This is a genomic window from Pantoea sp. X-Soil-OKNW-556 (assembly GCF_059730695.1).
This window is the reverse complement of the sequence record NZ_AP035991.1, coordinates 14,447-34,814: the sequence shown is the minus strand read 5'-3', so window position 1 is coordinate 34,814 and position 20,368 is coordinate 14,447. Positions and strand designations below refer to the sequence as shown.

At 52.8% G+C, this 20,368-nt stretch carries 15 protein-coding genes and 1 pseudogene; 2 read left to right on the top strand and 14 right to left on the bottom strand.

The genetic code is table 11. The annotated features are described in order from the left end of the window. Position 1: 1 nt before the first annotated feature. The 3 genes and pseudogenes from AC6I8T_RS20830 to AC6I8T_RS20820 all read right to left on the bottom strand — a co-directional run bounded on the left by AC6I8T_RS20830 (position 2) and on the right by AC6I8T_RS20820 (position 3,415). Positions 2 to 1,233, bottom strand: a pseudogene (locus AC6I8T_RS20830) (MFS transporter). A 186-nt stretch (positions 1,234 to 1,419) separates the two neighbouring features. After that, positions 1,420 to 2,472 carry an NAD(P)-dependent alcohol dehydrogenase gene (locus tag AC6I8T_RS20825; RefSeq protein ID WP_497834512.1) on the bottom strand — a complete coding sequence of 351 codons (1,053 nt, stop codon included), beginning with the start codon at positions 2,470 to 2,472 and terminating at the stop codon, positions 1,420 to 1,422. A 109-nt stretch (positions 2,473 to 2,581) separates the two neighbouring features. After that, positions 2,582 to 3,415, bottom strand: coding sequence for an SDR family oxidoreductase (locus AC6I8T_RS20820; RefSeq protein WP_497834327.1), 834 nt, complete (start codon positions 3,413 to 3,415; stop codon positions 2,582 to 2,584). Between the two features lie 132 nt (positions 3,416 to 3,547). Here AC6I8T_RS20820 and AC6I8T_RS20815 point away from each other — a divergent pair, with 132 nt between their 5' ends. After that, positions 3,548 to 4,489, top strand: a complete 942-nt coding sequence (locus AC6I8T_RS20815) for a LysR family transcriptional regulator (protein WP_208725986.1) — start codon at positions 3,548 to 3,550, stop codon at positions 4,487 to 4,489. Here AC6I8T_RS20815 and AC6I8T_RS20810 read toward each other — a convergent pair. The 9 genes from AC6I8T_RS20810 to AC6I8T_RS20770 form a co-directional block, all read right to left on the bottom strand. Continuing rightward, positions 4,467 to 5,864, bottom strand: a complete 1,398-nt coding sequence (locus AC6I8T_RS20810; protein WP_497834326.1) for a hypothetical protein — start codon at positions 5,862 to 5,864, stop codon at positions 4,467 to 4,469. The two genes, AC6I8T_RS20815 and AC6I8T_RS20810, sit on opposite strands and share 23 nt — an antisense overlap. After that, positions 5,861 to 6,124 carry a PAAR domain-containing protein gene (locus AC6I8T_RS20805; protein ID WP_497834325.1) on the bottom strand — a complete coding sequence of 88 codons (264 nt, stop codon included), beginning with the start codon at positions 6,122 to 6,124 and terminating at the stop codon, positions 5,861 to 5,863. Before AC6I8T_RS20805 ends, AC6I8T_RS20810 begins: the two co-directional genes overlap by 4 nt. 48 nt (positions 6,125 to 6,172) lie before the next feature. Further along, positions 6,173 to 6,919: a T6SS immunity protein Tli3 family protein gene (locus AC6I8T_RS20800; RefSeq protein WP_497834511.1), complete on the bottom strand. Its 747-nt coding sequence runs from the start codon at positions 6,917 to 6,919 to the stop codon at positions 6,173 to 6,175. A 160-nt stretch (positions 6,920 to 7,079) separates the two neighbouring features. Continuing rightward, positions 7,080 to 7,826 carry a T6SS immunity protein Tli3 family protein gene (locus tag AC6I8T_RS20795; RefSeq protein ID WP_497834510.1) on the bottom strand — a complete coding sequence of 249 codons (747 nt, stop codon included), beginning with the start codon at positions 7,824 to 7,826 and terminating at the stop codon, positions 7,080 to 7,082. 148 nt (positions 7,827 to 7,974) lie between these two features. Next, positions 7,975 to 8,691, bottom strand: coding sequence for a T6SS immunity protein Tli3 family protein (locus AC6I8T_RS20790; protein WP_497834324.1), 717 nt, complete (start codon positions 8,689 to 8,691; stop codon positions 7,975 to 7,977). Between the two features lie 83 nt (positions 8,692 to 8,774). Continuing rightward, the gene (locus AC6I8T_RS20785) at positions 8,775 to 10,868 is read right to left on the bottom strand and encodes an SGNH/GDSL hydrolase family protein (RefSeq protein ID WP_497834323.1); all 2,094 of its coding nucleotides are present in this window, start codon (positions 10,866 to 10,868) and stop codon (positions 8,775 to 8,777) included. Beyond that, on the bottom strand, positions 10,865 to 13,390 hold the full coding sequence (locus tag AC6I8T_RS20780) for a type VI secretion system Vgr family protein (protein WP_497834322.1): 2,526 nt from the start codon (positions 13,388 to 13,390) through the stop codon (positions 10,865 to 10,867). Before AC6I8T_RS20780 ends, AC6I8T_RS20785 begins: the two co-directional genes overlap by 4 nt. Positions 13,391 to 13,515: 125 nt before the next feature. Beyond that, positions 13,516 to 14,208 (bottom strand): aspartate/glutamate racemase family protein, encoded by a 693-nt coding sequence (locus AC6I8T_RS20775; protein ID WP_415173263.1) that lies wholly within the window; start codon positions 14,206 to 14,208, stop codon positions 13,516 to 13,518. Further along, positions 14,205 to 16,256: an FUSC family protein gene (locus AC6I8T_RS20770; protein ID WP_208726101.1), complete on the bottom strand. Its 2,052-nt coding sequence runs from the start codon at positions 16,254 to 16,256 to the stop codon at positions 14,205 to 14,207. Before AC6I8T_RS20770 ends, AC6I8T_RS20775 begins: the two co-directional genes overlap by 4 nt. A gap of 262 nt (positions 16,257 to 16,518) precedes the next feature. Here AC6I8T_RS20770 and AC6I8T_RS20765 point away from each other — a divergent pair, with 262 nt between their 5' ends. Then, positions 16,519 to 17,466, top strand: coding sequence for a sulfonate ABC transporter substrate-binding protein (locus tag AC6I8T_RS20765; RefSeq protein ID WP_208726565.1), 948 nt, complete (start codon positions 16,519 to 16,521; stop codon positions 17,464 to 17,466). A 110-nt stretch (positions 17,467 to 17,576) separates the two neighbouring features. Here AC6I8T_RS20765 and AC6I8T_RS20760 read toward each other — a convergent pair whose 3' ends face one another. Beyond that, positions 17,577 to 18,788: an acyl-CoA dehydrogenase family protein gene (locus AC6I8T_RS20760; protein ID WP_497830931.1), complete on the bottom strand. Its 1,212-nt coding sequence runs from the start codon at positions 18,786 to 18,788 to the stop codon at positions 17,577 to 17,579. Between the two features lie 3 nt (positions 18,789 to 18,791). After that, positions 18,792 to 20,225, bottom strand: coding sequence for an MFS transporter (locus tag AC6I8T_RS20755; RefSeq protein WP_208726097.1), 1,434 nt, complete (start codon positions 20,223 to 20,225; stop codon positions 18,792 to 18,794). Between the last annotated feature and the right edge of the window lie 143 nt (positions 20,226 to 20,368).

Sequence of the window (20,368 nt, the reverse complement as noted above, 5' to 3'; positions counted from 1 at the left end):
CTCACTTACGCTTGATCAGCCCCAGCACGATGACCACCGACAACGCGACCAATCCCGTACCGGCGAGAAAAGCCAGATGATTCTGGTGCAACATCAGGCTTATCCCTTCCAGATGAGAGGACCCCGCTACCGCCGTGGCAACCATGATGCTCAATCCCAAAGCACCACCCATTTGATGCGCCGCATTGATCAAGCCCGATGCTGCTCCGGCATCACTCGCTGCCACACCACTCAACCCCATCGCGGTTAGCGGGCCGGTCGCGCCGCCAATACCAAACCCCATCAGAATTAACGGCAGCAGCAATCCCGACAGATAGTGGCTTTGCGCATCCAGGCGACTCAGGAGCGCCATACCAAGTAATACCGCCAGTAAACTGATTAACAGTAGATTTTGACTCCCGAAGCGCCCCGTCAGACGTGGTACCTGCAAGGCCACCAGAAAGTTAATCAGCATGGCCGGTAAAAAGGCCAGTCCGGCCTGGATAGCGGAGTAGTGCAGAACGCCCTGCATAAATTGGGTTGAAAAAAAGAAGAAACCCATTGCAGCACCGATATAGAGGATACGCGCCAGATAAGCGCCACTGCGCATGGAACTGTGAAATAACCTCAGCGGCATAATGGGTTGCTGCGCATGTTTTTCGACCAAAACAAACACCCACAGCAGAATGATTGACGCTGCGAAAGTCAGCATCGTGGTGATACTTAACCAGCCATTGCTCACTGAACTGATGGTTGCGTAGACCAGCCCCGTCATTCCCAAAGCCGATAATACCGCGCCACCCACATCAAATTTCCCACGATGGCGTGCAGTTTCCGGTATGAAACGCAGCGCGCAAATAATGAGCAAGATACCAATCGGGACGTTGATTAAAAAACCAGCACGCCAGGAAATGAGATCTGCCACGATACCGCCAACCACTAATCCGATACTGGCCGAAAGACCACCCGCCGCCGCATACAATGAAATAGCGCGTGCTCGCGCGTGACCATCAGCCATTCCGCCGTAGGTGCAAGCCCAATACACAATGAGGAGAGCGTGAAAAGCGCTAACCCTGCCACCAGCAGATGACGACGACCTAAGATGTCACCAGCGCGGGCGCACAACAGTAATAATCCGCCAAAGGTCAACGCATAAGCGCTGGATACCCAGGACAACCCGGCTGACGTAAAAGCCAACTGGGTTTTGATTTTGAGTAACCCGGTGATCACCACCGAGTTATCAATGACAATCATGGTATAGCTGACCAGGATAATTGCCAGGATAAGATTCGAATAAGAAACTGACGCGGTCGTTGACGGCGAAGCACTATCGCTCATGGTAAATGCTCATTTGTTAGCGAGTTAACGGTGGAGTATTAACAGAGGTGTGATGTAGAAGAAGGGGAGTAACCGGGCAAACCACTGCCCGGTTAAACATGGTCAGTTTAATGTGGACATATCGATCACAAATCGATATTTAACATCACCTTTTTCCAGACGTTCAAAAGCGTCATTCACCTGAGCGGCCGTAATCATTTCAATGTCGGCGGTGATGTTGTGTTCGGCGCAGAACGCCAGCATTTCCTGGGTTTCATCAATCCCGCCGATATTTGAACCGGCAAAACTTCTGTGTCCTTTAACAACGTTAAATGCGCCGATCTCAATGGGTTCTGGCGGTAAACCGACCAACACCACCGTGCCATCAATCGCTAACTGTTGCAGATACGCATTGATGTCGTGTTTGCCTGATACGGTATCGATGATCAGATCGACTTTACCGGCAAATTTTTTCATTTGGTCAGCATCTGACGTCAACACCGCCTCATGTGCCCCTAAGCGTTTAGCATCCGCCACTTTCGCCTGCGATGTGGTGTACACCACAACCTGTGCGCCCATCGCACGGGCAATTTTAATTGCCACATGTCCTAATCCACCAATACCCAGCACGCCGACCACTTTTCCCGGACCCGCCTGCCAATGTTTTAAGGGGGAATAGACGGTGATGCCCGCACACAACAAGGGGGCTGCCGCAGCCATATCGTCAAAATGCGGCATTTTCAGGGTGTAACGCTCTTTACACACATAGGTTTGGGCAAAGCCACCCAACGTCATACCACCAAGATGTTTATCCGGTGTGTTAAAGGAGAGCGTGGTGCCATGTGCGCAGAATTGTTGCAGATCGCGTTCGCAGGCCGGGCAGGTTCCGCATGAATCGACAATGCAGCCCACGGCAGCAAAATCACCCACGTTGAATTTTTTAACTTCTGAACCTACGGCAGTCACCCGACCCACAATTTCATGTCCGGGCACCATCGGGTAGTGGCTGGCACCGAAATCATTTTTCACCTGATGAAGGTCAGAATGGCAAATTCCGCAGTAGAGGATTTCCATCTCAACATCATCGGGCAACAAGCCGCGACGCTGAATGCTAAACACCTGTAAGGGATGGGTGGATGAATCCGTGCCAATCGCTTTAATGGATTTGATCATGATTTCCCCGATGACAACTTGAGTGATAAGGGATCATACTGGCTGACGCCAGCATGATTAAGCCAGCCAGAGATATTGAGGATATGAATCACATTCATGAAATTCCCCCCTCTCATCCCGGCGTTTGCAGTTTCCCGGCTCGCATCGCCGCAATCACGCCACCATCAATCAACAGATCGCTTCCGGTGACAAACCCGGCATCCGGCCCCAGCAGGAAAGAGGCGGCAATCGCAATTTCCTCCGGAGGTGCCATGCGTTTTACCGCGGAGGCATCCACCATGGCACGATAAATATCACCAATTTCCGAGTTGAGTTCATGCAATGCCAGCGGTGTCACCACCACACCCGGACTGATGGCGTTCACGCGGGCGCCCTTCTCACCCCAACTGACGGCAGATGCCTGAACGCGCAGATGGTTGGCACGCTTCGCCAACATGTAGGCCACAAGCGTGTTCGGGACAGCGTTCTGTTGCAGGAAGGGTAGCGCCAGCAATTCTTCGGTTGGCGTATAGGCTAATGCATGGTCCTGTTCTGCGGATAGCGCAGGCATCATATGACCGGCCATGCTGGAGATAATCAACCCGGCACCGCCCGCTGCGATGACTGTTTCGAACACCTCAAACACCAGCGCTGCGCCATAGAGATCCACTTCCAGCACTTTTTCTACCGGTGCCATATTGGGCGACAAGCCTGCCGTATTGATGACCTGCATCACCTTGCCGAGCGAGGAAGCACGGGCCGCCAACTTTTCCACCGACTCACGCGAGGTCACGTCAACATCCTGCGTCTCGACGCTATAACCTGACGCATTAAGTTGTTCTGCTGCCTGTTGCAGAGTTTGTGGATTGAAATCAGCCAGCAGCAAGGTTTTACCAAAACCCTGACGGCGGGCAATCGCCTGACCAATGCCACCAGCGCCAATAATTACCACGATATCTTTCGTCATGTTGACCTCACAATCATTTGAATGGGGTGAACGCCCGACCAGGCGGTTCAATCAATGAGCGAAAGTCTATACGCGGCGGATTCAGGTGATAAGATGCTTAATAGTTAATGAACTTAGATCTGAGATTTATAAATGCTGCGAGATGAGCTGGGTGACCTGGCTGCTTTTTTAGTAGTGGCTGAGGAAATGAGTTTCACGCGTGCCGCCGCGAGGCTCTCAACCTCACAGCCTGCGTTGAGCCAAACTGTCCGACGTCTGGAAGAGAGGCTAGGCGTACGGCTGTTGATTCGTAACACCCGCAATATGGCTGTTACCGAAGCCGGTGAACAGCTGTTGAATACCTTGCGCCCGGCGTTTAGCGATATCGACAATCGTTTGCAATCACTGAGCCAGTTTCGCGATAAACCTGCTGGCACCGTACGCATCACCGCTGGTCAACACGCCGCAGATACCCTGATTTGGCCCGCCATTAATGAGGTGTTGCACACCTACCCCGATATTAAAATCGAGCTATCGCTGGATTCCGCGTTGACGGATATCGTCAGTGAACGCTTTGATGCCGGAATTCGTCTGGGTGAACGGGTAGAACAGGATATGATTGCCGCTCGTATCGGCCCCGAGTTACGTATGGCCGTGGTGGGCACACCTGACTATTTCACCCGCCATCCAGCCCCTACGTCGCCACACGATTTACCTCAGCATGCCTGCATCAATATCCGCCTCCCCAGTTCCGGTGGCATCTACGCCTGGGAATTCACTCAGGGAGAACGCGAGCTTAACGTTCGCGTCAATGGGCCGTTTATTGTCAACAACCTCAGCGCGGCGCTGAAGGCTGCACAAGCCGGAGTGGGCCTGGCGATGGTGATGGAAGACATGGTGGAAACCCAGTTGGCAGAAGGTCAGTTAGTGCGGGTGTTGGCAGAATGGTGCGCACCTTTCGCCGGTTATCATATTTATTACCCCAGCCGTCGCCTGCTCTCTCCGGCGTTTCAGGTGTTATTACAGACGTTACGTCGGAGAAATGCAGCTGAAGAAAAACCACGCAGGCCGGTTATCGACGGTAATAATCAATAATCCGTTCTCTGTGGCGACGCGCAATATTTAAACCCTGGGTAAAAATCCCCAGGGCAAGTAACATCATGCCTGCTGGCATGATAAACAGGTATATGAACGCATCGTCCTGAGTCTCTTTGGGCAAAGAGAAGCGAATCAACAAGATTTCAAGACCGATGAGCGAAATGAGCGTAATAATCTTGAATATTCCATGAAGTATCTGTAGCCAATTATTGCCATCATCTGCGGGGGAGTTGATACGTTCTCCAGACATCATCGCCACGTTAATTTGCTGTTTTTCGCCCTGTTGCGTTGCGAGTAATTGGCCCCGTTGCCCATGACGTATCGCCTGCGCCGCCCACTCCAGCATCAGCCACCGATAACCCGGCGTCCAGGTTGCAGCAACCGGTAAACGGTGCCAGTTATGCTCTGGTATGCCACTCAGTGTTTCGTTGAAGGCATCCTTGAGCAAATGCAAAGCTTCACCCTGCAAATTCCCGCTCCATACGTGGCGTAAATTGGCTGGCACCACCTGCTTTGCGGCGAATAAGATATCCAGGTATTTCTCGACCTGATGCTGATGGCAGTTCAGGCTGCGAAAACACCACACCGGCATCCGGGTGTCAGGTGATGGACATTGATGAGCAAATAACAGCGCCGTGGCGTATTCACAGAATGCGTCGTCATTAGCTCCCTGCAACTCCATGATAATCAGCAAACGGGAATCACAAAAATAGGTCATGATCCATTCTTCCAGCATCGAACATTGTGGCAGCGCCTGGAGCAAATGGAGGGTCGGTTTTTGCAGTAATGTGTGATTATGTATGATGGCGCTGGCATCCTGCTGGGTTGGTTGATCGGCGTTGCGGATGTATAGCCAGACTTCCGGCCTGTTAAGCGTTGCAATATCGAGTTGGTCTAACAAATGGGTTAAAATCTGTTGCGTGCGACTCAACCCCATGTCTTCATCAACGCCGACACTGAGTTTACGCGGAATATCTTTTAGCGGCGGCATTTCCCCTTCCAGGCGAAGCATTTTAAGAGCCGCATCTTCCACCGGAAAAAGCGAGCTATGTTCAGCCAGTCGGATACCGGCTGAGGCGTGGTTAATCCACCAATTACGCTGCTCAATATAACTTTTTTCCATCATGTCGGCCCAAAACTGACTGACACTGTGGAAAAGCAAGATAAGGGTGTAAATGAAAGCGCCTACAAGGGCAGGGATCACTAGTATCCATATGATCTTCAGCTTTGTGGATGCCTCCGGTTCTAACACCAGTGCGCTGATAATCGCAATAATAATTCCCGGCAAAAGAGAGAAGAACAGGCTGATCAGGCCAGGGGAGCGCAGATCGTCTGGCCAATAAGGTTCAGGGAGGGATTTCCAGATATTCATGATTCAACAGCCCCTGCGACAGGTAATGAAGAAACGAACGAGCAGCCGCATTTAGCCTGGTACGCCTCTGTCACCACATTCCGGCCATTCATGGTCCATCCAGGATGGCCCTCGTCAGCCTTGGTTTTACCATGAATGGTGCAACGGGCGCTGTCGCCCAATAACATGACGGGTTTGCCATCAAACATTTCACCGGTCGCATCAGTCACGCTTCCACCGTGCGATAATTTGTCTCCGAGACGGATAACGCCTTTTATCATGTGCTTAATCCTTTAATGTCCATTATTTATTGTGCACCGGGTAAATAATCAGAGCCCGGCATTCAGGTCGCATTTCATATGCGTCCAGCCCTGATAGTTTTTAACTTCGGGTATGCGGTCAGGCAGATTCTGGAAGTTGGTGTAATACTGGTTTACCGAGCGATGTAAAATGCGCGGATCGATATATTCACGGCCCCATAATGATGTATCCAGGCCTTCAGCCGGACGTATGGCGTCGATATGGTGCGCTATTTTCCTCCCTCTGAACTCCACAACATAGTCCACACCTGTTCCGCCGGGTTGCAGACGCGGATCGTCAAAAGGCAGCGACGACATATAAATGCGTCCCTGTTTGGTGAGGAGAAAACCCTGATCGTTGACGACAGTCAGGGACTGGATATTGTCATAACCGGGCGCATTTGAACCATTGTCTTCTTCACCATTTATTGAGGTTGTTTGCCAGGTTCTTCCATAATCTTTTGAAATGGTCATTACACCAATCATACCCCAACCGGGTATGGCAATATAACGCTCTGAGGGATGAATATAGGGTTTGGTAAAAATCCGGTAACCCCATTCATGCACTTCACTCCTGATCCCCCGTTTCTGGTCCACAAACCAGAGTTCACCCTCGCAGTTATAACCTTTCAGCTCCAGCCAGCGATGGTCATCAAACCGGTACACCACCTGTACCGGTTTCTGGCGCGGTTTTAACCAGTTGCCCTGACATCCGCTAACCATGAATAAAGCAACAACCAGCATCATCGAGGTAAATCCTTTTACATATTTTTGCATCATTAAAACACCATTTTTTGGCCGGTGGCGGGAAGTTCCAGACAATTGACAGATCTCACCATTTCGCTGTATTTCGCCATCTTTTTGATATCCTGACTGGTTGACCGTACTGTTTTTTTTGGTGACCCAAAAATCGCGCGATAAATCGCGCCGCTACCGGTCAGAGCCCGGCATTCAGGTCGCATTTCATATGCGTCCAGCCCTGATAGTTTTTAACTTCGGGTATGCGGTCAGGCAGGTTCTGGAAGTTGGTGTAATACTGTTTCACTGAGCGATGTAAAATGCGCGGATCGATATATTCACGGCCCCATAATGATGTATCCAGGCCTTCAGCCGGACGTATGGCGTCGATATGGTGCGCTATTTTCCTCCCTCTGAACTCCACAACATAGTCCACACCTGTTCCGCCAGGTTGCAGACGCGGATCGTCAAAAGGCAGCGACGACATATAAATGCGTCCCTGTTTGGTGAGGAGAAAACCCTGATCGTTGACGACAGTCAGGGACTGGATATTGTCGTAAGTCGGTGAATCTGAACCGTCATCTTCTTCTCCTTTGATTGAAGATGTCTGCCAGCTTCTCCCATAGTCTTTTGAAATACTCATAATCCCGGTCATATCCCAACTGGGTACCGCAATATAACGTTTAGATGCATTGATATAGGGCTTGGTAAAAATTTTATAGGACTGAAACCAAAGCTGACTGCGAATCCCCCGTTTTTGATCCACAAACCAGAGTTCACCCTCGCAGTTATAACCTTTCAGCTCCAGCCAGCGATGGTCATCAAAACGATATACAACCTGCACCGGTTTCTGGCGCGGTTTTAACAAGTTGCCCTGACATCCGCTAACCATGAATAAAGCAACAACCAGCATCATCGAGGTAAATCCTTTTACATATTTTTGCATCATTAAAACACCATTTTTTGGCCGGTGGCGGGAAGTTCCAGACAATTGACAGATCCCACCATTTCGCTGTATTTCGCCATCTTTTTGATATCCTGACTGGTTGACCGTACTGTTTTCTTTGGTGCCCCAAAAATCGCGCCGCTACCGGTCAGAGCCCGGCATTCAGGTCGCATTTCATATGTGTCCAGCCCTGATAGTTTTTAACTTCGGGTATGCGGTCAGGCAGATTCTGGAAGTTGGTGTAATACTGGTTTACCGAGCGATGTAAAATGCGCGGATCGATATATTCACGGCCCCATAATGATGTATCCAGGCCTTCAGCCGGACGTATGGCATAGATATGGTGAGCTATTTTCCTCCCTCTGAACTCCACAACATAGTCCACACCTGTTCCGCCGGGTTGCAGACGCGGATCGTCAAAAGGCAGCGACGACATATAAATGCGTCCCTGTTTGGTGAGGAGAAAACCTTGATCGTTGACGACGGTCAGGGACTGGATATTGTCATAACCGGGCGCATTTGAACCATTGTCTTCTTCACCATTTATTGAGGTTGTTTGCCAGGTTCTTCCATAATCTTTTGAAATGGTCATTACACCAATCATACCCCAACCGGGTATAGCAATATAACGCTCTGAGGGATGAATATAGGGTTTGGTAAAAATCCGGTAACCCCATTCATGCACTTCACTCCTGATCCCCCGTTTCTGGTCCACAAACCACAAGGCCCCTTCACAGTTAAATCCCTGTAATTCCAGCCAGCGATGGTCATCAAAACGGTACACCACCTGTACCGGCTTCTGCTGAGGTTTTAATAAGTGACTCTTGCACCCGCCTAGAATCAACAAAACAACAACCAGCATCATCGAGGTAAATCCTTTTACATATTTTCGCATCATTAAAACACCATCTTGTGGCCTGTTGAGGGAAGATCCAAATAATTGACCGATTACGGCATATCCCACTGAGGTAACGGGATCTCTTTATGGTGAAATTCTCCAGGTCGAGCCGGATCAATTTTGGTTGCAGGGTGGTACTCATTCACGACGCCAAATTCACCGTCTGGTAAAATTCCATCAGGTTTGTTCATGAATTTTTTGGTTTTATCCAAGTCCAGCTGACCGGTGATGTAATATAACCTCGCAAACTCATTCGGATTATATTTATGCCGCCAGTCGGCCAGCTTTCTTAGCCGCAGCCAGAACTCCTGGTCTTCAAATGCCATACAGTTACCAATCGCCAGGTCATACGCCACCGCTTTTTCCTGCACGTTCGGGTCCATCACAATGGCCGAATGCTGGCTGAATTTTACCGGATCGCCATATTTCGCCATCTCTTCAATTTCCTGGTCGGTTTTATTCCGCAATAACCGATATTCCATACGCTGCTGAGAACCAATAACCCGGCCGCCGGTAAACTGCGTTTTGTAATAATAATTCACCGCACTCAATTCATTTTCAGTGAGTACATGCCCCGGTTGCATAAAATAGGCGTGTAATTCGAGCACCGGACGGGTTTCTTTTACCTGCCACACGCCCTCGTGGGCACGGGCGGAATAATCGATATAGCGATCCTCTCCCGCAATACCGGTTTTAAACTTCATCTCCCCTTCATTGCTGCTGCCCATCATGGTCAGTTCAAACACCTGTGGCAGCGCTTCGGCATTGATAGTTACACCGCTGTGATGCGGATAGGTCGCGTTGGTGGCCCAACCGTCATAGCGGAAATCTCCTTCTTGCCAGGCCGGTTTCTCAAACGGCTGCCCCGTCGGGTTGCCTCCGGTGGTATAGCGCTGGCAAAACGCCCGCTGGTAAAGGTTCTCCATCCCGGCGGCTAACTGGTCAGGGATCCCTCGCCAGCCAAAACCCTGCACGTTCTGGAGCGACACGATGCCATCGTCCGGGCAGAAGTAGTTGTACACCCGACCATAATTGTTGCGGCCGTAGCGCGGGTCGCTGTGCCACTGGTGTTTGCGCGCCAGCGTACCGTCGTTCATCATCGCCTGCACAAAGTCCGGGTGATAGCGCCCGGCAGGATCATATTTGGGGTTAGTCGCCATCAGCCGACAAAAGTTACACAGGGTTTCCTGACGGGCTTTTGCGGTCTGCTGGCGGCCCGGGAGCTGGTTTTCCAGAAAACGCGGTGCCAGCGAATAAGGGGAATGGCAGAGGATGGTGCAGTCAGCCACTGCATATTGGGGGTCCTGCTGTCTTACCAGCATATTGGCCAGCATGGTGATAATGGTGCCCTGGCTGTGCGCAACGATATTAATGGTATCAAGTTCAGTTTTAGGGTTTTTTCTAATCTCAAGAATCAAATCCGCCAGCCGCTGTGCCGCAAAGAACTGATAAATCCGGTGCGGATTGCCGTAAATCGGGTGGGTATAATCCCCCCCGTTCAGCTTGCGGCTGTAAACGCCCGCCATCCAGATCGCGCCGCCGTTGGCGCCCGGTCCGAGCATATCCGGGATGCAGGTGGTGGCATTGGCAAAAGTACCACCCCCTTTGGCGACGGCCAGATCCAGCACGTTACCGTAGTTATCGTTGCAGAATCCGCGCATTTCCGGGTTAAGTTTTTTCAGGCGTTTTGGATCATTCTCCTGAAACGCGTCATACGGCAGCACCGATTCCAGCCCGAGCTTTTTGACTTCATCCCGGTAACGCTGCTGGTCGTTGTCATACGTCTCGCGGTCCACCGGGCGATATCCCCAGTAAAACGGGATCACCGGCGAGCGTCCACTGTGGATCACGCGCCGTGCAGCACCGTTCAGGTCGGTTAAGCCACTTATCTCCGCCCATTGATGAGGATGCATATCGGTGCGCGCCAGCCGGGTATTCAGCCCGGCGACAATCCCCTGCTCCTGTGTCTCGTAGGCGTCACCGATATCGTTGACGCCATGCACCAGAATAACGATGCAGGGTAATGGGCTGCGCACCGCAAATTCCTGGGTGAGCATTGCCCCTGCGGTATCACGGGGCACACCAATAAAAGTCCCGAGAACCGGGTTGTTGAACACATCGTCCGACTGCTTTTCCTTGCTCATCGTTTTGCCTCCCTGATTAACGTTATTTCAAGCTGTTCCGTCTCGGTCAAATCCAGTAGCGGCGAATGACCGTTCGCATCGGTGGTCCCCTCAACCACGCTGCCATCAGAGGTAGTGACCTGAAAGGCCTGATTAAGCAGTGGATGCTTGCGGTCGCCCTCTCGAAACAGACGAACCCGACGCGCCAGCGGATTATCCGCAAATACCGGATCCACAATCTTCGCCATCTCACCTTGTTGGTAACTGAGCGTCGGTGATTTCTGTTCAATGTATTTCGGCGAAAAAATTTCCACGCCCCCGCCCGGATGGATGCGAATCCCGCCGCCACCGCAGTGAAGAAATAACCCCTTCTTCGCGCTGATTTGCACTTCGCCGTTCACGCTGGTCAGTTGCATATCCTGATCTGCCAGCGCGGTTAGCTTGCCCCGCTGCGCCTGTAAGCTAATGTGGCCGGACGCGGCAATCAGTTTGATCCCCACACGGCGCACAAATGCGGAGATCCCCTGACCAGCCGCCAGTGATAAGGTTTTAAAAATATTCACGCTGCCGTTATTGCTGGCGGTAATCACGGCATCCTGCCCGGCGGAAAGTTGCAGGCTCTCCGGCGTGGCCTGCACCAACCCCGCATCGGCCCAGGCAACAATGCCCGGTTTGTTTAACCCGGTCAGCGACTGGTTAAGTTGTTGTTGGGGCGCGGTATCCACTGCATCAGCCCCGGCCTGGCCCGCACTCCCTTGTAGGCTATAAGCCAGGCTCAGCGCCTGCTCCAGATGGCGGATGGTTGCGGCCATCTCAAGCTGGCTGCCATTAACATTCGGCTGAGCAGCAGTGGTCAGGAGAATCCCCTCCCCTGCTCTGACGGATGCATGGTGCTGAGTACGGAGTTCAGCACCCGCACCGCGAGCTTGACGCTTGCTGTCTACCAGATGGCCGATATTGAGCTGCGTTTTACCAAATTCGCTTGCCAGCTTGATATGCTCACGCCCTTTCTCATCCTCCATCCGCAATTTGTTTTTTCCAAAGGTACGGATGACGTTGCGTGTGCTATTGAGATCATTGACCAGGTCTGGATTGATAACATCATGCAGGACATGCGCAATGTAGGGACGCTCCGGATCACCACCTTCAAAGGCAATCGCGACTTCGGTGTTATCCAGTAGCGGGAAATGCACGCCAAAACGGTCCCCCGCGTAGATTCGCGCCAGACGCACCGGCATACTCTCCTGCCCCTTCACCCATTCATCCAGGTCGAAGCTGAATTTAACCCGGTAGCGCCCCTGGCGATCGGGGCGCGCCAGAGTGTCATTAAGATGAAGCCCGGAGATTCGCGCCGGTACCGTGCCCGCAATAACGGGACGTGCGATCCGTTCGGGTCGCCACGCCACGCGTGCGCTGAAGGGAATGCCGCTTAACTCAGCCAGGAAAGGCGTATTACGACCTCCACGACAGTTCAGGCTCACCACCAGCATGCCATCTGCAAAAGAGCTGGGATGTTCCCCGATAATTCCCACCACCCTACCGGGTAACAGCGCGGGATCATCAACCTGTGCGGCGAGCCGGATGCGCTGACATAAATGGCGCTCATGACGAATACGGGAGAAAAACCAGGCCGTTTCGGCTTCGCCACCCTGCATACTTGCCCAGCGATCGCCTTCGCCGTGATGAATATCGCCGTAATGGTAATCACGGCCGCGAGTGAAAGGCGCTTCATTCCCCATATCCGCAAAGGATTCCAGGGCGGTGAGGCGTTGGATGCGGTAGTCATAGTCGCGGGTGTGAACCGCCGCAGGCACCACCGACGCAGAGCTGGTCATATTGCGGATGGTCAGGTGTTGCCCCGACATACCAGCCTGGGGTAATGCGATGATTTTATGACCAAAAATGTACCGTGACGGCATATCGCCAAAAACCATGACCGTTAAATGGCTGGTCGTTTCATGTGGCTCAAAGCGAAACCAAATCCCCACTTCAGACAACAGACGCAGAATGAAATGCAAGTCGGTTTCCCCCCACTGGACAATCATTTCACGCTCGGGGTAAGTCCAGCACAGGCCATCCATATCGATTTCATAGCCATGCATACCGTGCGACTTGAGCACACGGCAAACCAGTTCAGGCACGGCGAGATTCTGAAAAATGGCAAAACGACGGGTATGAGCGAGCAAAGAGAGGGGATGTTCAAGCGTGATTTCGTATAGCGCTTCATCGCGGCTGGCAGCGACACGCGACATACCGGTTATCACACCATTGATTTCGCGTTGTTCTTGCCACTGAGTCTCGGGGGGATTGCCATCTGTGGGAGCGCGGATCCTGAACGAGGCCTTTTTCATCACCAGACTATCAGGCGGGATATCACGATCTTCAGAGCAAAAACGGATCGCATAACGCCACGGTTGGCTGAGTGCCTCCTCCCCCGTAAACGATTCAACATCGGCATAAAAATCTTTATTTTCAAAGCATAACAGGTAACGATTGTGCGAACTCTTCCGATTATCCTCACGGAAATTTGTGTTAGTTAACATGCTTTCTCTCCCTGAAAGTCAGTTCACAACATTTAATTTCGGGAGAGAATAGTCAACACAGGTGATTTAGTGAACAAATACCTGTCAGTTTTGCGGCATAACACCAATTTTGGCGGGCGGCTTTGCTACGACAACGCGACCTTCACCGCATCCTGGGCATGAATCAGCGTGGTATCGAACAGCGGCACGCTGGCATCCTCCGGCTTCACCAGCAAGGTGATCTCCGTGCAGCCGAGAATAATGGCTTCCGCCCCGTCAGCCACCAGCTGCGCAATAATCTCGCGATACCGCGCGCGTGACTCATCACGAATGATCCCCAGACACAGCTCCTGATAAATGATGTCATGCACCACCTTGCGCTGCGCGGCGGCGGGCACCCGCACCTCAATACCGTACTCCTGTTGCAGGCGTCCTTTGTAGAACGCCTGTTCCATAGTAAAGGCCGTCGCCAGCAATCCAACGCGTTTCACGCCTGACTGACGGATACGCTCCGCCGTAGCATCAGCAATATGCAGCAGCGGAATATTTACCGCCGCCGTAATTTGCCCGGCAACCTTATGCATGGTGTTGGTACAGAGCACGATGAAATCCGCTCCACCCCGCTCAAGGCTGACTGCCGCTGCCGCCAGAATCTCTCCGGCTTTTTGCCACTCACCGGCAACCTGTAATTGCTCGATTTCGTGAAAATCAACGCTGTACATCAGGCTGCGTGCCGAGTGCAATCCACCCAACTGCTGCTTTACCTGTTCATTGATGATGCGATAATAGAGCGCCGTCGATTCCCAGCTCATTCCGCCAATCAGGCCGATCAGTTTCATTCTGTGTCCTTTATCCTTTCCGGCCAGCGTGCCGTCGGAAACAACGATAACCGAATATTGAACAAATGGAACAGTGGAGCAAATAACGCACGTTCCTGCATGGCACCCGCTTCCAGGCCGAGTAATAAATGATTCAGCTCCATCAGCAAGGCTGGCTGCGGCTGCGTCTGCAATGATTTCAGGCGCAGCTTAAGGAACTGGCTTAACTCATGGAACATTGCGCCACTATCGATGTGATGCGTCGCCAGTAGCGCCTGATGCCGTACGTAAAAGTCATAGCAATTGGCTCCCAGCCAGGCTTCAGCAATCAGGTTGCCACCGGACACCAGATCCGGCACCGGATCAACCCGCTTACGTGGCAGGATCACGTTGACCTTATCCAGCGTACGCGCCACGAACTGCTGTCGCATCGACATCGTCACGCCATCCAGCCGCATCGTGGTGATAAATTGCAGCAGCTCACGAATGCCCTTACGTACCGCGCGCTTCGCCGTCCAGGAGGGACGTTTATTACGGATTAAGGCGGTGATCACCACGCCAATCACAATCCCTACCATCGTCGACAGCACCGCATTCACTATAAGCAGTAAGTCAGGTTTGAAGTGGTGACTCATCCCGATAAAACCCGGTATTTGGGTCGCCACAATCAGGCCAATCAGGTTGGTGGAGGGATTGGCAATCACCAGCCCCAACGCCAGTAATCCTGGAGCCAGACAGATCACCAAGGCTTCAAACGTCACCGCCTGTGGAATGAGAAAGACGATATACATCAGGCTGATCGCCACCGCGATGATCACCCCCTTAAGGAACAGCTTCATCGGAGCAATCGGGCTATCCATGCCGGCAAAGAATGAGCAAAGTACCGCCGCCATCATCGGCGCAGTCGAACCATCGACCCAGCCGCTGCCAATCCAAAACAGGCAGGTGGCGAAGGTGGCGGTAAAGGCGGTGAAAGAGGAGAGTAACAATAAGCCTTTGTCGATATGGCGGTGGCTGCGCACCACGGTTTTCCCCGGTTTCACCGTTGGTGTCCACTCACTGACACGCTCACTGACGCTGTGGTAGGCATTGGCAATACGGACAAAATTCAGCAAACGCTCCAGCAATCCCAGCAGCAAAATGCTTTCTTCGCTGTTAAGCCGGCCCTCCTCCCACGCCAGTTTGAGTTGTTCCTGCGCCGCCAGCAAATGGTCATGCACCGGTTGGTCTTCTGCACCGTTCAGCCAGACGAGAAATTGCTGAAACGCCTGCGCCACATACTCGGGGAAAAGAATTTGCTGCTGTGCCAGCAAGTTAAGCCGTGACTCAATCGCCGTTAGTGTCGGGATCAGATATGAAAGATGTTGATACTGCACGCTTACCAGACGCACCAGACGGCGCGCCGCATCGCCTTCATAAACACAGTGAGTAATCAGCGTCTCCACATTGAGGGGATAGTTAGCCATCTGAATCAGGATGCCTTCCCGCTCAAGCGCCTTATCATTAGGTGTCGATGTCACCAGTTCGCTGCATAGCTTGCGCGCATTTTGATACCACTGGCTGACACTCTGCTCCAGCAGATGGCGCATTGATACCGGCATGATCAGACGATGCACCAGGCTACTGCACACAATTGCGACGGTGATTTCCTCGATACGTGAAATCACGGTGTAGGTGATCGATGCCGGTGAAGTGACATCGGGAAATCCCATAATGGCGGCGCTGTAGCCCGCCAGCATAAAGACATAACTTTTTGGCGTCCGGTCATGCAGCGAGAGATAGAGACACACCGCCACCCACAGCGAGATGCACAGGCTGAACAGCATCGGTTCCTGTACCGTCATTGGATAGATCAACAGCGTGAATAACCCGCCCAGCACCGTTCCCATAAAGCGGAAGATGGATTTGGACACCGTCGAAGCAGAATAGAGCTGCGAGGCGACATACACGGTGGTCAACGACCAGGCCGGTTTATCGAGATTGAGTTCCAGAGCAATGTAAAAAGCCAGAAAGGCGGCAAGACAAGTTTTGGCAGAAAACAGCACTGCACTTTGAGAAAGCCACTTCATAAAGCAAAAAAGACCTTGAGCAGGCACGGATAAGCGTATCCTGGCAGAAGCCTGGGAGGAAGGCATTTTGATTTGTTATACAAATTATTACCGTGCTAATTATATGGGCATCTATGGAAATTTCAGCCGCCATTTTCACCCGACAACTGATTACAGTGAATGGCGCAAAATTCGAAATAAAGTTATAAGCGATCGAAAATCGTTATTTATTGGTTATATATGCGCTTTGCTATGGTGGTAAAAAAACCACGCGAGAACAATGATGAAACGTAAAACGCATTTATTAAGCACGCTGGCGTTAAGCCTTGGTCTGCTTTCCGCGCACAGCTTTGCTGCCAACCCGGAAACCGTCAACATCGGTTATCAGAAAGCCAATATCTTTGCGTTGCTGAAATATCGCGGCACGCTGGATGAAACCCTGAAAAAGGAAGGCATTAATGTTCGCTGGATTGAGTTTCCTGCCGGGCCGCAAATGCTGGAAGGTCTGAATGTCGGTAGCATCGATCTGGCGGCGACCGGGGACGCCCCTCCCGCTTTTGCTCAGGCGGCAAAGGCCGATCTGATCTATCTCGCCCACTCCCCTGCTAACCCGAAAACCGAAGCCATCGTGGTGCCGCAAGATTCCCCGATTCACAACGTTGCCGATCTCAAAGGAAAGCGAGTAGGTCTGAATAAGGGTTCGGACGTCAATTATCTGCTGGTTAAAGCGCTGGAAGATGCCGGGCTGAACTATAAAGACATCACTCCGGTGTACCTGCCACCGGCTGATGCTCGCGCAGCCTTCCAAAAGGGTGCCATTGACGCCTGGGTTATCTGGGACCCGTTCCTCGCCGAAGTTGAAGCACACACCGGCGCACGCCAGGTACGCAATGCCGAAGGTTTAGTGCCGCATTACACCTTCTACCTTGCCAGCCGTCGTTTTGCTGAGGAACATCCGCAAACCGCAAAACAGGTAGTGGATGAGTTAAGTAAACTGAGTGACTGGGCTAACCACCATCAGGACGATGCCGCCGCCATTCTGTCAAAATCGACCGGACTGGATAAGGCCATCTGGCAAACCACGCTGGCGCGTCTGCCGTATGGTGCACAACGCATGACGCCGCAGGTGTTTGATGAACAGCAGGCGCTGGCGGATACCTTTACGCGCGTTGGGTTGTTGCCGGTGAAGGTGGATGTACGCAGCGCCACCTGGTCGCTGGATAAGCAATAAAGATCTACATCGTAGCGGCACGATTTATCGCGCATTTTGTCAGCCAAAAGGTCAAAAGAGCGCGGTAAATCGTGCCGCTACGGGCAAAAGGGGCGCTTCACGCCCCCCATTCATTCTCCCCTGCCGATCTGCCAGATGGCGGTTGGCGATGTACCATTTACCTGCCAGTCACCGATATCACGCGCTTTGTAGATCACCGGATTATGTGATGCCACGGTGCGTGCATTACGCCAGTGGCGATCCAATGCTTTGCTTAAGCGAGTATCAGAAGCGCCTAACGCATTAAACAACTCAGTCGCGGCACGCGGCACCAGTTCGCTGGCGATCACCTGCGCCTGCCCGGCTTCCGCTTCTGCCAGGTCATTCACCTGTTTGAGATAAACCTCGTCACCGCTGATATGGGCCTCATATGCTGATTGCAGTGAATGTGCGGCACGGATCACCGTCGCCTCCACGGCAAAGGCGAGGCTGGTCACTTCACCCACCACCTGCAACACCTGCACATCCTGGCGTGAGGCACTGCCGTTGCTGTGACTGTAGATACGCTGGCGTGCCTTTACCCCCTGTGCCGCATCACGCGCGGCAGCTCGCGCAATCCCGGCCAGCGTCGCCAGCAGCACATGCTGGTAGAACGCGGTCTGGTAACGGAAACGCTCGGCAAAATCGAACACATGATCCTGCTCAACGTGGGCATTAGCGAAACGGGTGGTGCCGCTACCGGTCAGACGCTGGCCGAAGCCATCCCAGTCATCTTCAAGGCTGACGCCGGGTTGATGCGTGTTGACCAGCGCTATCACATCCCCCTGATTGTCATTGCGCCGCGCATAGACATCAATCCAGTCGGCAAACAGGGTGCCGGTGCTATAAAATTTCTCGCCGTTCAGCGTCCAGCCCTTTTCACCTGGCGTGACGCGGGTGATGACATCCCCCAGTTTCACCGTACCAATCTCAGTCCAACCACTCCCCACCAGCTCACCATCAATAAAACGCCGGAACCAGCCATCGCGCGCCGGACTGTCCGGCTGATTGAGACGATCTTCGACGAAAGCAAAATGCGCGCGCAGCGCCTGCGGCAGATTCGAATCGGCTTCAGCCAGTTCAGTCAACAATTGGAACAGCTGCGGCAGCGAAGCGCCCCAACCGCCTTTTTCCTGCGGAATCCGCACCGTGCCAAAGCCCGCTTCTTTCAGCCAGGTCAGCGGTTCATCCGGCAACGTACGATGACGCTCACGGTCGGCTGCACCTGTGGCGATGCGTTCAAACACCGGGCGGAAATGTGCGGCCAGCCGCGCATAGTCAGTACCTGTAGCTAATAAGGTCATGGTTCACTCCTGATGGGAAAGATCATCGATATCGTGGCGGGTTGGCTCGTGACGCACCGCCAGCAGGAAGAAAATCGGGATGATGGCGCTGAGCGAAACCACCCAGAACATGTTGGTGCCAAGCGAGGCCTGAAGAATCGGCAGAATAAACAGCGCTAACGCACTACCGATACCCGACAGTGCACGGCTAAATCCGACGCCGGTAGCGCGAATCGACGTGGGATATGACAGCGCCGGATAGACCATCAACTGCGCGCCGGGGCCGAATCCTTCCGCAAACAGCCACAGACCGAGCATCAACACCGCAAACACAATGCCTGCCAGCGCTTCGGGATGACCAATCAAGGCCAGTGCGATCAGTGCGACAAACTGCAAGGCAAATCCGGCAATCGCCACATGGCGCGACGGATATTTCCACGCCAGGCGCATCCCCAGCAGGCCGCCGGTAAAGGCAAACAACGCATTCAGGCCCAGCGAGGCAGAAATGGTTTCAAACACCCCAGCCCCGAGGAACTGGGCCAGAATGGATGGCAGGAAGAAGGCGATGGCGGTGTATTCAAACGAGATGCAGATATTCATCACCCCGGCGACGATGGTGCGTTCACGCCACGGCTTCTGGAACAGCACGCGGAAACTGACTTTCGGTGCCGCCGAGGCCGGGGGCGTTTCGGGTTCCGCTTCATGGGCATGGATGCCGTAGGAATCACGCAGGATGCGCACCGCCGATTTCAGGTCCCCCTGATTAGCCGCCCATAACGGGGATTCATTCATAAACTTGCTACGCACCGCGATAATCAGCAGTGCAGGCACCGCGCCAAACAGCAACGAAGCTCGCCACAGCCAGTCGAGGTGTTCTTTCGGGAGCAGAAAGTAGAGAGCAAAGATCAGCAGGAAGCAGAGCGTCGAGGCGGCATACCACATCGGGCACCACGCAGCGAGCCGCGCGGCTTTATTGCCTTTCCCGGCAAACTTGGAGAATTCGGCCAGGTAGGACATCGCGACCGGCAGATCAATCCCCACGCCAATCCCCATCAGGAAACGGGCACCAATCAGTACCCAGACGTTGGGCGCTAACCCGGCGGCGATCGCCGACACCACGAAAAACAGCATGTCGGCCATAAATACCGAGTAGCGGCCATATTTGTCGGTAAGCCAGCCGCCGATCAGGTTGCCAACGATAGTGCCAACCATGATCGATGACGTGACCAGCCCGGTAATAAACGGCGAGATCTGGAATTCACGAACCACATCATCAATGCCGTAGGAAAGCGTGGTGAGATCGTAGGCGTCAAGAAATACGCCACCAAGCGCAAGAAACACAATCATGCGGGCATAGTTGTTTTTCTCACTGCGGGTATTGATCAGGCGCGCAACGTCGCTGACCGAACGGACCGGTTGCGAAACCGGCAGGGTGTTTTCTAAAGGGAGTGTGCTCATACCGCCTCACGGTGTTATTTGTTATGCAGGTGAGGTTGTTATAAGCGTTAACCGGACAGGACCAAAACAACAAATAGTGATATTTATTTGTTTTAAATCAATATGATAAATAGAAGTAACGCAAAAACCCAGGCACGCAGAAC